Here is a 13,701-nt window from a genome sequence, read left to right as displayed (position 1 = left end):
CGGGCCTGGAGGACGAGGACGCCTGACCCGGAAGTCCGTGAAGGCCTCCTTCCCGGCCATAAGAGCCGGGAAGGAGGCCTTCACGGCCCATGGCCTGTCCACATCGGACGGATCGCCCGCGCCGGCCGGTAAGGTCGGACCGCATGGAGGAGAAGGACTTCGCCGCGCACCTGACCGGGATCATGACCGGCAGCGCGCTCACCATGCTGCTCGGCGTCGGTCACCGCACCGGCCTCCTCGCGGCCGCCGCACGCGGCCCCGCCACCAGCGCCGAATTGGCCGAGCGCGCGGGGCTGCGGGAGCGGTACGTCCGCGAATGGCTCGGCGCCATGGTCACCGGCGGGATCTTCACCTACGACGGCCGCGAGTACACCTTCCCGCCCGGGCACGCGAAGTTCCTGCTCGGCGAGACGGCGGCCAACCTGATGCCGTCGCTGCTGACGTTGTCCGCGTTCACCGGCATCCTGCCCGACCTGGAACGCGCGTTCGCCGAAGGCGGCGGCGTCCCGAGGTCGGCGTACGGGCCCTACCTCGAGACGCTCGGCGCGAAGACCGGCGACAGCTGGAAGCACGTCTACCGCGAGCACCTCGTGGACGGCTTCTTCGGCGCGGTCCCCGGCCTGAAGGAACGGCTGACCGTCGGGGCGCGGGTACTCGACCTCGGCTGCGGCACCGGGAACGCGATCGCGGTCGCCGCCCGCGCGTTCCCCGCGTCACGGTTCACCGGCCTCGACATCAACCCGGGGGTGGTCGAACAAGCGAGGCAGATCGGGCTGCCGAACGCCGAGTTCGCCGTCGGCGACGCCGCCGAGCTGATCGCCGATCCGCCGTACGACGTCATCACCGCGTTCGACGCCATCCACGACCAGGACCGCCCGGACCTCGTGCTGCGCCGGATCCGCGGCGCGCTGGCACCCGACGGCCTGTTCTTCATGGTCGACACCGACTTCTCCAGCCACCTGGAGAAGAACGTCGGCAACCCCCTGGCGGCGCTCACCTACTCGATCAGCCTGATGTACTGCACGACGACGTCGCTGGCCGAGGGCGGCGCCGCGCTGGGCGCCGTGTGGGGCCGGGAGAAGGCATCGGAAATGCTGGCGGACGCGGGGTTCCGGCACGTCGACGTGCTCGGGTCCCCGCGTCCGCAGAACTGCATCTACGCCTGCCGCCCGTGACTCACTGCTGGTACGGCGCCGCCGCGGCCTTCGCGGCGGTGACCAGCGCGCCCTTGTTCTTCGGCCAGAAGGTGCTGTCCACGCAGGTGTAGCGCGGCAGGAAGCCACCGCAGGTGCCGCTCGAGCCGCCGACCTCGAACGTCACGCTCGCGACGCCGAGTTCGCCGTAGGTGAAGTCGTCGGTGGTGCCGCTCGTGTCGTAGCCGACGGTCTCCTCGTTGGTCCCGACGAGGTAGCCGTTCGACGCGGCGTACTTCGCGCCGAGCCTGCGGTACTGCGCGTCGTTCGGCGAGGTCGCCTGCGTGAAGCCCCACGGGATGATGATGTCGTTGCCGTAGCTGTGCAGCGTGATCATCGTGCCCTTGGCCGTCGACGGCGCCGGGTCGTTGTTCCCGGTGCCGCGCTGGTCCGGGAAGATCGCGCGGGCCAGCTTCTCCAACGCCTGCACCTCGGGCTCCGAACCCGCGCTGACGCCCTGGTAGGTCTCGGCGCAGGGGGAGTTGGAGTCGCCGCCCCACTTGAACGTCGAGTTGCGGTTGAGGTCGACGCCGATGTTGGTGCCGGTGCAGCTGCCGCGCGAGTTGTCGGCGTTCTTGCGCTGCAGCTTCGGCGAGTTCCCGCCGGAGGCGACGATGTCGACGCCGTCGGGGTTGGCGATCGGCACCACCCACACCTCGGTGGTGTCCAAAATGGACTTCGCGGTGGCGTCGGTGGCGTAGCCGTCGGCGAGGTAGTCGATCCAGCGCCAGGCGAGCTCACCGGTGGACAGCTCGCGCGCGTGGATCTGGGCCATCAGGAAGAACTTCGGCTTCGCCGAGGTCGTCGACAGCGTGCAGTCGCCCGCCTGCTTCTTCGTCAGGCAGATGGCCTGGATGTCGTGCCCGCCCTGGCCCTTCGTCTTCTTCCACGACTGGCCGATCGTGTACTTCGTGGCCAGGTCGGGGTGCGCCGAGGCGACGGCGGCGAGGTGGTTCTCGTGCGCGGTGACGGTCCGGTACCCGCCGTAGAAGGTGTCGGCCGCCAGCCTGTTCGTCTCGGCGGGGAGTTCTTTGTAGACGGTGTCGAAGTACGACGGCCGGAAGCCCAGCGCCCGCAGCTTCGCGGCGACGGCCTGCCCGCCGACGACGTTGACGGTGCCGGCATCACCCTCTTCGACGTCGAAGCCGGCCGCGGTCAGCGCCTGCGCCTGCGCGGCGGTGGCCGGGACGCGCCAGAACACCGGTGTGTCGGCCGGCTGCGCGGAGGCGGTGCCGCCGAGCAGGGTGGTGAGCAGGACACCGGTCGCCGCGAAAGCGAGCCGGGACAGGGACCTTGACGCCATCGGGGGATCTCCTCACGCCGCACGGATGGAGTCCGGTCGGAACCCGTGGTCACCGTACCGGCACGCACAGTGTGTCGGCCCGCCGCAACGGGGTCATACCCCCGAAAGTCGCGAAACCCCGAAGGCGGAGCTTTCACGTGAAAGCTCCGCCTCCGAGGGCTCGCTACTTCTTGAGGCCGTGTTCGATGGCTTCGATGATCCGCGGGCGCAGCTCGGCCGCCGAGATGATCGCGTCGACGGAGCCGACCTCGACCGCGCGCTGGATGCTGTGCACCCGGTCGAACTCCGCCGCCACCTCGCTCACCTTCTCCGCGCGGACCGCGGCCTGGAGCTCCGCCAGCTGGGCGCTCAGTGCCGCCCGGGCGGCGCCGCCCGCCGCCGCGACCTGGGCTTGCAGCTCCGTCACCCGCGGGTCGTTCGCCGTGCGGTTGTTCACCTCGCCCGCGAACACCACCGCCGCCGCCGGGGCGCCGCCCAGCACCGAGGCGAACGAGCCCTCCAGGGCCAGCACCGTCATGTTCGGGTTCAGCGCCTTGGAGAACACCACGAACGCGCCGCCGTGGTACCGCGAAATCACGCAGAACACGATCGGGCCCTCGAAGTTGACGATCGCGCGGCCGATCTCGGCGCCGTACTCCAGCTGCAGCTTCCGCAGCGACTCCGGCGAGCCGTCGAAGCCGGACAGGTTCGCCAGCACCACCAGCGGCCGGTTGCCCGACGCCGCGTTGATCGCCCGCGCCGTCTTCTTCGACGACCGCGGGAAGAGCGTGCCCGCGGTGTAGGTGTCCGGGCCGTCGGTGGGCGGGAAGCCGCGGCGGGGGACCGACCGCGACTCGATGCCGACCAGGCAGACCGGGCGGCCGCCGATGTGCACGTCCTGCACCGCCGCCGTTTCCGCGTCGGCCATGCCCGCCCAGCGTTCCAGCACCGGGTGGTCCTGGTCGGACAGCGCACGCATCACCGTGCGGATGTCGAACGGCTTCTTGCGGTCCGGGTTGTGCTCGGCCGAGAAGATCTCGCCCACGGTCGTGAAGTCGCTGCCGACGATCGCGTGCGGGTACGGCGAGACGTCGCGGTCGACCGGGTCGGTCGTGCCCACCTTGCGCGGCCCGGTTTCGCCCGGCACGACGTAGGTGTGGTCGTAGTACGCCATCAGCACCGCGCGCGCGGCCGGCAGGTTCGGCGCCCAGTACTGCGCCTGGCCGTTCGGGCCCATGACGCGGTCGTAGCCGCCGATGCCGTAGTTGTCCTCGGCCGACACGCCGCCGGAGAAATCGAGGGCCTGCTTGCCGGTGAGCACCATCGCCGAGTCCGGTGTCATCACCAGGATGCCCTTGGTGTGCATGAGCATCGTGGCTTCGGCGTTCCAGTACGGCTGGGCGCCGACGTTGATGCCGTTGACGACGATGTTGATCTCGCCGCCGTCCTGGGTGAACGTGACGATCCGCTTGAGCGCCGCGGCGACCCAGTCCATGTTCTCGGTGCCCGAGGACATCGAGATCCGCGCGCCCGAGGACAGCGCGAACCACTCCAGCGGCACCCGCATCCGCTCGGCCAGGTCGAGCGCCGCGATGACGCGCGAGCATTCCGGCTCCGACAGCGCACCGAGCGACTTCGTCGGGTCGCCGAGCAGCACCACGCGCGTGACGCCTTCGGGGTGCCGCTCGGTCGGGGTCGTGACGACGCCGGCGACGATCGCCGCGGTGTTCTTGCCCTTCGGCCGGTCCACCGGGACCAGGGCACCCGAGTCGTCCAGGTCGTGCTCGGCGAACGTGCCCTCCGGCCCGGCGAGCAGGTCGGTCAGCTCGTACGGGTAGACGTTGCCGCGCCGCGCCGCGCGCAGCACCTTCAGGCGGTAGTCGTCCAGGGGCTTGACCGGCTCGGTCGACGGCGGCTCTACGTGCAGCTTCGCGCCGTGCCCGGGGTCGAAGGCGATCCGGACGGCGAGCTCGGTCAGCTTGCCCGCGTCGGTGCGGCGGCGGGCCAGGAACTGGACCTCCTCCAGCCCGGCACCCACCGAGGTCGGCAGGATGCGCTGGACCAGCGCGTTCAGCTCGTCGGTGGTCAGCTCGGTCGGCGGCCAGACGTACATCATGATCCGGTTGGTGTCGAACCGCTTGTTCTGCGGCCGCTGCGCCTGGATGTTCCGGATCGCGTCGAGGCAGGCGGTGACGGCGTCCTCGAGCGCGGGCAGGGCGACCAGCCTGCCGTCGGCTTCGCGCAGCGGCGTCAGGTCGCGGACCTGCCCCATCGCGATCAGCCGCTCGTCGGCCGGGTTGGTCTTCGCGACCGCCTTGAACAGGTAGATCTCCTCGTCGGCCGAGGGCAGCCGGGTGAGGTCGAACTCGCGCAGCCGCTGCAGCTGCAGGCGCTGCGCGATCTGCGGGTGCAGGCCGCGGATCAGCCGGTCTTCCGTGAAGCCGGTGGAGCCACTGCCGGCGCGCTCGAAGGTGAAGTGGTGGTGCATCACCGCGCCACCGGTGCCGGCCACGGTGAACACGACGCGGCGCACGCTCGGCGGCACCGGGTGCCCGGACAGGAGCGCGCCGAGCCGCTCCGCGGTCGCGTCGACGTCCGGCTGGTCCTCCCAGCGCAGGTACAGGTCGGCGACGACGCCCTCGGTGGCGACCTCGCCGAGCGCGCCCAGCGCGGCCGGCAGGGCCGTGATGTCGACGGCCGTGGTGACCAGCGGCAGCGCGCCGTCGCCGGTGTTCAGCTCGGCGGTCAGCCACCGGGAGCCGCCGGCGTCGCGCACGGCGACCCCGGACAGGCGGCGGTTGCCGTAGTAGCGCCGGGTCAGCACTTCCAGCAGCGGCGCGTGGTCGCGGCCCGGCCGCCCGATCCGCTGCCCGACCAGCCGCACCAGCGGCTGCGAGCCGGTGATCATGGCCTGGATCCGCTCGGCGCGGTCCGGCGCGTCCGGGTGCTCGTCGAGGTACCGCAGTTCGGTGCGGACCGCGGCGTAGACGCGGGCGCGGTTGCGCCGCAGCAGCGGCTGGGCGAACCAGCGGAACACCACGCCGCGGGCCAGGTCGGACACCGCGGGGAAGCGCACCTGCGTGGCCTCGACCAGGTGCTCCAGGACGAGCCCGGCGCGCTCGCTCAGCGACTCCGCCGGAGCCGCCCCCGCCAGCCACTGCCGCAGCAGCTCCGAGACGACCGCGACGTCGGCCGCCGTCCGCTGCTGCGCCAGGAAGATCCGGAAGACCGCGGCCTCCAGCTCGGGCGTGCGCTCCAGGTCATGGACGCCGTAGTGCGCGAGGACCCGCTGCAGCTTCGCCTGGAAGCCTTCGGAGACGCCGGCGCGTTCGACGTCGAGGCTCTGCAGGTAGCTGTGGAAGAACTCGCGCGGGCTGTGCACCGCGCCGTTCGGCACGGTGTCCTCGCCGCCCGGGGTGTTGCGGCTCAGCTCGGACAGGTCGGCGAAGACGGTGAGCAGTTCCAGCTCGCCTTCGACCGGCCGGTTGCCCAGCTCGGCGCGGGCTTCCAGGTACGCCGCGACGAGCCGCTTGCGCTCGGCCGGGTCGACGTCGAAGCCGAGCAGCAGGCTCCGTAGGTCCTGGAGGCCGCGTTCGACGCGCTCGGCCGCCGACACGCCTTCCGGAGCGCCGGGCAGGTCGATCTGGACGGTTTCGGTTTCCTCGGCGGCCGCTTCTTCGGCGTCGTCGGCCAGGGGCTCCAGGCGCATCAGCGGCGCGCCGGTCTCGACCTGGCTGCCGACGGACACCGGGCACTCGCGGACCCGGGCGCGGAACGGCGCGCGCAGCACCGTCTCCATCTTCATGCTCTCCAGCACGAGGATCGGCGCGTTCGCCTCGACCTCGTCGCCGACGGCCAGGGGCGTCGCGACGACCAGCGCGGGCGCGGGGGAGCGGACGACGCCGCCTTCGTCGCGGCTGATGCGGTGGGTGACGCCGTCGACCTCGACGAGGTGGATCGGGCCGTGCGTGGCCGACACCAGGCGGAAGCGCTCGCCGTTGACGAGGATCTGGCCGCTGTGGGCGTCGAACCGGTCGATGCGGACGTCGGCGTGGTGGACGTCCGAGCCGCCCGCCGAGACGCCGACGCGGAACCGCGCCCGGCCGGCGCGGGCCACGCTGACGCGGTAGCCGACGCCGCGGAGCTTGAGGTCGAGCGGCCGCCCGGTCTCGTGCTGGACCTGCGGCCGCCCGCCGTGCGCGGTGGACAGCAGCCGCTGGACGGAGACCTCTTCCTCGTCCTGGTAGGCCTCGATGGCGGCCGCGGCGAGCGCGATCGCGGAGTGCCGGTGCGTGACCAGGCGGCCCTCGGCGCGGACGCGGTCGATCCAGCCGGTGTCGGCACTCGCGTCGATCACCTCGGGCTGGTCGAGCAGGTCGAGCACGAAGCTCTTGTTGGTCGCGCCGCCCTCGATGATCACGGTGGTCTCGGCCATCGCGCGGCGCAGCCGGCCGAGCGCCTCGTCGCGGTCGCGGCCGTAGGCGATGATCTTGGCGATCATCGAGTCGAAGTCGGCCGGGATCGTGTCGCCCTCGCTGACGCCGGTGTCGACGCGGATGCCGGGGCCGGCGGGCAGCGCCAGCCGGGCGATGCGGCCGGGGGAGGGGGCGAAGTCGCGGTCGGGGTCTTCGGCGTTGAGACGCGCCTCGACGGCGTGCCCGCTCTCGGCGGGCTGCTCGCCTTCGAGCTTGCCGCCGTTCGCCACGTGCAGCTGCAGCTTGACCAGGTCGGTGCCGGTGGTGATCTCGGTGATCGGGTGCTCGACCTGCAGGCGGGTGTTGACCTCGAGGAAGGCGAACAGCTTCTCGCCCGGGTGGTACAGGAACTCGACGGTGCACGCGCCGCGGTAGCCGACCGCGACGGCGAGCCGCTCGGCCGACGCCTTGAGCTCGGCCGTCTGCGCCGGCGCGAGGACCGGCGACGCGGACTCTTCGATGATCTTCTGGTTGCGCCGCTGCACCGAGCAGTCGCGGACGCCGAGCGCCCACGCCGTCGCGCCGTCGGAGATCACCTGGACCTCGACGTGCCGGGCGCCGGTGACCAGCCGCTCCAGGAACACGACGCCGGAGCCGAAGGCGCGCAGGGCTTCGGAGCTGGTGCGCTCGTAGGCGTCGGCCAGCTCGTCGGCCGAGGACACCTTGCGGATGCCGCGCCCGCCGCCGCCCGCGGTGGCCTTGAGCATCAGCGGGTAGCCGATCTGCTCACCGGCCTTCAGCGCGTCTTCGAGGGTGGCGACCTCGCCGCGGCTCCACGGCGCGACCGGCACGCCGACCTCTTCGGCGATCAGCTTCGCGCCGATCTTGTCGCCGAGCTTGCGCATCGCGTCGGCGCTCGGCCCGACGAAGGTGACGCCGACCTTCTCACACAGCTCCGCGAAAGCCGGGTCCTCGGCGACGAAGCCCCAGCCGACCCACGCGGCGTCGGCCTTCGTCTCGACGAGCGCCCGCTCCAGCTTGGCGAGGTCGAGGTAGGGCCGCGCCGAGGCCGGGCCCAGGTCGTAGGCCAGGTCGGCCTCGCGGACGAACGTGGCCGTGCGGTCGGCGTCGGTGTAGAGGGCGACCGTCTCGATCCGCGTCCCGGTTTCCGCCGACAGGTCCCGGACGGCGTGGATCAGCCGCATCGCGGCCTCTCCGCGGTTGACGATGGCGACACGACTGAACACCGGCTGAGCCTCCCAAGTACGCACGCGCAGAAGGCGACGTACCTGTCCTGGAACGTCGCCCGCACCTGTCTACACCCTCCTGGATTACCGGGGGGTAGACCAATGTCCGCCATGGCGCATGCCGGGGCGGCTGCGTTGTGGGAACCCCACAAAAAGCGACCCGCGCCACACTGCCGGGAGCCGGTTTCACGCGAGATGTGCGACAAAGCCTACGGCCGGGGAAACATCCGGTGAAGGCACGACTCAGGAAGCCAGCAGGACGTCGGAGTCCAGCACCTGGCCCAGTTCGCGGCGTTCGGCCTCCGACAACGGGACGGCGGCGACGCTGCAGCGGCCGTCGGCGCCGGGCGCGGTCGTGATCGCCAGGACGGGCTTGCCGTCGATCTCCCGCAGCGTGACGCGGCCGCCGCAGGAAAGGTCGACCGTGACCCCGGGGCGGTCGCGGTGCCTGCCCAGCCAGCGGCCGACGAAGTCGAAGGTCATCACGGTCTCCCCTCGGAAACGATTGCTCCACCCGGAGCACAGGTGTCCTCAGGAGATGCCCCGGATACCGGGGGTTCACACCCGATCGTGGCGAATAGATCACCTCGGCCCGGCCGCGGCCATGATGGATTTCGCGGCGTCCGGCCAGTTTCCGCCGGTCACGACGGTCGTGTCGCTGATGACGACGTTCGTGCCGAGGTTCTTCACGACGGTGTTGTCGGTGAAGTTGTGGTGGATCGTGATGTCGTGGATGGTCGGCGTCCACATGCCCGTCCAGCGGCCGGTCTCGTTGCTCACCACGTTGTCGTGGGTGTCCCACCAGGAGCTGCCTTCGTCGTGGTAGAGCATGTTGTTGTTGTGGGGCGCGGTGTGCACCCAGTTGCCCGCGGTGACCGAGCCGGCCGCGGCGTCCTGGCCGCCGAGGGTGTAGATCGGGCCGCCGTCGAGCAGCGTGCGCATCACGTCGTGGATGTCGTTGCCGAGGATGCGGTTGTCGCCGGAGTAGATCGTGCCGCGCCGGCAGGCCTTCAGGCCCTGCTTCGCCTGCAGTTCGCACGGTGACGCCTAGCCCCAGCCCCAGCCGAGCGAGATACCCGAATACGGCGTTTCGGCGATTTCGTTGTGCTCCAGGGTGACCCGGCGGCCGTGCCCGGCCCAGATGCCGACGGCGTCGTGGTAGTCCTGCCCGACGCGCGTGATCGTGCTGTCCGCGACGGTGATGCCGAGCGTCATGCGGGCGGGGTCGGTCAGGTAGTAGTCGTCGACCTCGCCGATCGCGATGCCGCCCGCGGAGGTGTCGGTGATCGTGGTGCGGGTGACGCGGGCGTCCTGCGTGCCGTCCTCCAGGGCGATCCCGGCGCCGCCGAGCTGCCGGAAGGTGCTGCCCTCGATGGTGATGCCCCGCCCGCGGCGGATTTCGAGCGCGGCGGGCGGCCGGATCGGCGCGTGCGGCGCGGCCGCGGCCCACTGGACGCCGGCCTGGTTGTCGACGTAGCCGTCGCGGGACGGCAGCGTCCACGTCGTCCCGGTGAACGTGAGACCGCTGAAGGTCAGGTCGTGCGCCGGCCGCACGGCGTCCGGGGTGACCACGAAGGCGTCGACCAGGAACGTCCGGTCGGTGCGGCTGGTCAGCGTCACCGTGTGCCTGCCCTTCGGCAGGTCCTTCACCTCGTAGACGACCTGCTGCGCGAGCCGGACGTCGCCGGCTTCGGTGAGCGGCCGGGGATCGGGACGGCCGTCGACGGTCGCGGTGAAGGCGCCCTGGTCGGTGTTCGTCTCGGCGAGCACGTCGAGGCCGGTGCCGGTGAAGGTGTAGCTCACCGATGCACCCGGGGTGGTCGTGACGTGCACGCCGTCCTGGAAGTCGCCCAGCGCCCGGTCCGCCGACGTCGTCCACGCGCCCCGGTAGGTCGCGGTGCCGTCGTCGGCCGGCGCCAGGTGGCCCGGCGTGCCTTCCGCCGAGACGAGCGTCTCCAGCAAGGGGAGTTCGACGTCGGCCTTCGTCATGTCCTGGCCCGGCAAGGGGATGTAGGACAGCCGCCCGGCCTCGCGGTCGAGGTACCACTGGCCGGGCTTGGTGAGCAGCTCGTAGGCGTTTTCGACCCAGCTGACGCCGTCGAGCTTCGGAAGCCCGTTGCCGTTGAAGGGGAACTGCCGGTTGACGACGGCGGTGTTGTTGTTGCGCCAGCAGTCCGGCTGGACGGTCAGCGCCGATCCGGTGCCCTCACGGGTGATCGAGGCGAGCGGGCAGCGCATGTGCTTCCACTTGTTCTCCTGCGCCACTTCGACGTCCTGCTGGTTCGTCAGCGCGGCGAAGGACGGGTCCGGGGTGCTGAAGCCGGTGGCGGTGACCGTGAAGGTCGCCGGGTCGAGCGCGGTGCGGGCGCGTTCGGCGCGGACGCCGTCCACGAACAGCTGCCGCGTGTCGGTGCCCCGGGGAACGCTCGCCGAGTAGATGTCGCGAGCGGGGTCGGTGCGGGTGAAGCCGGTGATCCGGCGGGCGCCCGTGAGCACCGGCGTTTCGCCCGGGGCGGCCCGGAACGCGACCTTCGCGGCCGTTCGCGGCAGTTCGAGCGTCCGGTTCAGGCGGTAGGTCCCGCCGCGCAGGAGCACCGTGACGTCGCCGTGTTCCCCCGCGAGGCGCCGGGAAGCGCTTTCCAGCGAGCACGGGTGCGGGACCGAGCAGGTCGCGCCGTGGCCGTCCGGGGCCGCGATCAGGGTGCGGCCGGGCGACGCGCCCGCCGGAGCGGTGAGGGTGACGCCCGCCAGCAGAACCACACCTACAGCCGTGCTCAGCCGTCCCAAGTCCATGGCCCGACGCTGACACCTCATACATCAGATGTCAACGGACCTTTTGTCGTAGTCTATGGTGTCACGTGGGGAAATGTGCTTCAGAGGTCGGATGAATGTGTCGGTGGTCGGGAACGTCGAAAGTTCACCGCCGGTTCTCGTCCGTGTTCCGTCCGGGGCCTAGCGTCGGGAACGTCGTCCGATGCGGAGGTACGCATGAGCTCTGGGGACTTCAGCCGGCGGACGCTGCTGCGCGCGGGCGGGGCGGCGGCCGCGGGCATGCTGCCCGGTGTCGCGTTCGCCGAGCAGCCCGGCGGCAGCCGGACCCGGACCGTCACCGGCACCCTGGAACCGGACGTGCCGGACTGGTACTACCTGCCCGTCGACGTCCCGCGCGGAGTGCGGCAGATCGACGTCGTCTACTCCTACGACAAGCCGCCGGTGCCGGCCGGTACCCGGGGGAACGCCTGCGACATCGGCATGTTCGGCCCCGAGGGGTACGAGCTGGGCAACGCGCGCGGCTTCCGCGGCTGGTCCGGCGGCTTCCGCGACCGGTTCTCGATCAGCGCCTCCGAAGCGACGCCCGGCTACCTCGCCGGGCCGATCGAACCGGGCCGGTGGCACGTCATCCTCGGCCCGTACACCGTCGCGCCGCAGGGCCTGGACTACCGCGTCGACATCACGCTCACCTTCGGGCCCGACGGCCCGCCGTTCAAACCGAACCCGGCGCCCGAGACCGCGCCGGCCCGCGAGCGCGGCCGGGCCTGGTACCGCGGCGACAGCCACCTGCACACCGTCCACTCCGACGGCCGCCGCACGCCCGGGCAGCTCGTCGCCGACGCCCGCGCCGCCGGGCTCGACTTCGTCGTCTCCACCGACCACAACACGTCCAGCTCACAGCTCGTGTGGGGCGACTACGCCACTGAAGACCTGCTGATCCTCAACGGGGAAGAGGTGACGACCCGCTCCGGGCACTGGCCGGCCATCGGGCTGCCCGCCGGCACGTGGATCGACTGGCGCTACCGGGCCGGCGACCCGCGGGACTTCCGGCGCTTCGCCGACCAGGTGCACCGAGCGGGCGGCCTGGTCACGGCGGCGCACCCGTTCGCCAGCTGCTTCGGCTGCACCTACGAATTCGCCTACGAGCTCGCCGACCTCGTCGAGGTGTGGAACGGTCCCTGGACCCAGGACGACGAGGCGAGCGTCGTCCACTGGGACGGGCTGCTGCGCGGCGGCCGGTTCATCCCGGCGATCGGCGACTCCGACGCGCACCACCCCGACCAGCGGGTCGCGCTGCCGCACACCGTCGTCCTGGCCGACCGGCTGGGCCGCTGGGAGCTGCTGGCCGGGCTGAAGGCCGGCCGCTCGTGGCTGGCCGAGTCGTCGGCCGTGCAGCTGGACTTCACCGCTTCCGGCGGCGGCGCCGGCGCGGGCATCGGCGAACGGCTGGCCGTGGGCACCGGCACGCCGGTGACGATCCGGGCGGTCGTCGGCGGGGTGCCGGGCACCACCGTCACCTTCCTGGACCAGCTCGGCCCGCAGCACACCGAGACCGTCGGCGACTCGGGAGCGGCCACGGTCACGTGGACGACCTACCCCCGGTACAGCCGGTGGGTGCGGGCCGAGGTCCGCCGCCCGGCCGGCGGTCCGAACACGACGCTGCCGAACGCGATGGTGGCGATGACGAACCCGGTTTTCCTCGGCACCGGGCGCTGAACCCCCGCCCGGTGCCCCGCGTCCCCTTGTCGGGCAGACTGGGACGAACGGGTGCGTGGAGGCAGGGTGCGTGGTTGTGGCCTGAAGGTGGCCATCTTCCTGGGGGCGGTCATCGTGCTGACCGCGGGGATCGTCGTGACGGTGGTGTTGACGCGCGGCTCGGTCCGGACGCCGGGGTGCACGGTGGCGCTGCCCGGGCAGGACGCGACGGCGTACACGTTCACCCCCGAGCAGATGAACAACGCCGCGACGATCTCGGCGGTCGGGGCCAAGCTGGGCCTCCCCCCGCACGCGGCCACGATCGCGCTGGCCACGGCGTTGCAGGAGTCGAAGCTGCGCAACCTCGAGGGCGGCGACCGCGACTCGGTCGGGCTGTTCCAGCAGCGGCCCAGCCAGGGCTGGGGCACGATCGCACAGCTGCGCGACCCCGTCTACGCGGCGACGGAGTTCTACGAAAAGCTCGAGAAGCTCCCGAACTGGGACACCTTGCCGATCACCGAGGCGGCACAGGCGGTGCAGCGTTCCGGCGTCCCGGACGCCTACGCGCAGTGGGAGCCGCAGTCCCGGGCGATGGCCGCGGCCTTCAACGGCCAGTTCCCGGCCGCGCTGACCTGCCGCAACCTGACCCTGGCCGCCCCGGCGGACCTCGCCGCGGCGGCCACGGAGGAACTGGGCACGGCGCGCCTGAGCGGAGCCCACCCGGCCGGCCAGGGATGGACGTACGCGACGTGGCTGGTGGGCCGGGCCGAAGCGCTGGGGATCGACAAGGTCAGCTTCGCCGGCCAGACGTGGACGGCGGAATCAGGAGCATGGACGGCCGACTCGGCGGCCGGCCCGGACCTGTCGGTGCACCAGACGGCCGCCGCCCAGGTCAGCGAGTAACGCCCGGGCTGCGCACGGCGCCGCCGGCCATGGCAGGCCCCGCGCCGCCCGGCGGCTGAGCCCGACGCACCCAATGTGGCGTTGGGTGCGTCCAGCGCGCCCAATGTGGCGTTGGGTGCGTCCAGCGCGCCCAATGTGGCGTTGGGTGCGTCCAGCGCGCCCAATGTGGCGTTCGGTGCGTCCAGCGCGCCCAA

General features: G+C 71.9%; 8 protein-coding genes. 3 read left to right on the top strand and 5 right to left on the bottom strand.

The genetic code is table 11. The annotated features are described in order from the left end of the window. Positions 1-143: 143 nt before the first annotated feature. Positions 144-1,175: a methyltransferase domain-containing protein gene (locus AB0G28_RS47730; RefSeq protein ID WP_361105780.1), complete on the top strand. Its 1,032-nt coding sequence runs from the start codon at positions 144-146 to the stop codon at positions 1,173-1,175. A 1-nt stretch (position 1,176) separates the two neighbouring features. Here the strand turns inward: AB0G28_RS47730 and AB0G28_RS47725 are convergent, their stop codons facing one another. The 5 genes from AB0G28_RS47725 to AB0G28_RS47705 form a co-directional block, all read right to left on the bottom strand. Further along, positions 1,177-2,496: a M14 family zinc carboxypeptidase gene (locus AB0G28_RS47725; protein WP_361105777.1), complete on the bottom strand. Its 1,320-nt coding sequence runs from the start codon at positions 2,494-2,496 to the stop codon at positions 1,177-1,179. Between the two features lie 163 nt (positions 2,497-2,659). Further along, positions 2,660-8,137, bottom strand: a complete 5,478-nt coding sequence (locus tag AB0G28_RS47720; RefSeq protein ID WP_361105774.1) for a biotin carboxylase N-terminal domain-containing protein — start codon at positions 8,135-8,137, stop codon at positions 2,660-2,662. Between the two features lie 243 nt (positions 8,138-8,380). Continuing rightward, a complete protein-coding gene (locus tag AB0G28_RS47715) occupies positions 8,381-8,620 on the bottom strand; it encodes a hypothetical protein (protein ID WP_361105771.1) in 240 nt (79 codons plus the stop codon). A 99-nt stretch (positions 8,621-8,719) separates the two neighbouring features. After that, positions 8,720-9,079, bottom strand: a complete 360-nt coding sequence (locus AB0G28_RS47710; RefSeq protein WP_361105768.1) for a hypothetical protein — start codon at positions 9,077-9,079, stop codon at positions 8,720-8,722. Positions 9,080-9,184: 105 nt separating this feature from the next. Beyond that, positions 9,185-10,897: a right-handed parallel beta-helix repeat-containing protein gene (locus tag AB0G28_RS47705; RefSeq protein ID WP_361105765.1), complete on the bottom strand. Its 1,713-nt coding sequence runs from the start codon at positions 10,895-10,897 to the stop codon at positions 9,185-9,187. 228 nt (positions 10,898-11,125) lie between these two features. Between AB0G28_RS47705 and AB0G28_RS47700 the strand changes: the two genes are divergently transcribed. Continuing rightward, the gene (locus AB0G28_RS47700) at positions 11,126-12,625 is read left to right on the top strand and encodes a CehA/McbA family metallohydrolase (protein ID WP_361105762.1); all 1,500 of its coding nucleotides are present in this window, start codon (positions 11,126-11,128) and stop codon (positions 12,623-12,625) included. Between the two features lie 87 nt (positions 12,626-12,712). Beyond that, positions 12,713-13,507: a hypothetical protein gene (locus AB0G28_RS47695; RefSeq protein WP_361105759.1), complete on the top strand. Its 795-nt coding sequence runs from the start codon at positions 12,713-12,715 to the stop codon at positions 13,505-13,507. Positions 13,508-13,701: the final 194 nt, after the last annotated feature.

Source organism: Amycolatopsis sp. NPDC021455 (assembly GCF_040640995.1).
Classification (GTDB): Bacteria; Actinomycetota; Actinomycetes; order Mycobacteriales; family Pseudonocardiaceae; genus Amycolatopsis.
Note: the sequence above shows the minus strand (reverse complement) of the source record. Positions and strands in the feature narration are given on the sequence as shown.

Coding starts and splice junctions, on each gene's coding strand:
- AB0G28_RS47715 (WP_361105771.1), bottom strand. CDS start 8,620: ATGACCTTCGACTTCGTCGGCCGCTGGCTGGGCAGGCACCGCGACCGC.
- AB0G28_RS47700 (WP_361105762.1), top strand. CDS start 11,126: ATGAGCTCTGGGGACTTCAGCCGGCGGACGCTGCTGCGCGCGGGCGGG.
- AB0G28_RS47730 (WP_361105780.1), top strand. CDS start 144: ATGGAGGAGAAGGACTTCGCCGCGCACCTGACCGGGATCATGACCGGC.
- AB0G28_RS47725 (WP_361105777.1), bottom strand. CDS start 2,496: ATGGCGTCAAGGTCCCTGTCCCGGCTCGCTTTCGCGGCGACCGGTGTC.
- AB0G28_RS47710 (WP_361105768.1), bottom strand. CDS start 9,079: ATGCGCACGCTGCTCGACGGCGGCCCGATCTACACCCTCGGCGGCCAG.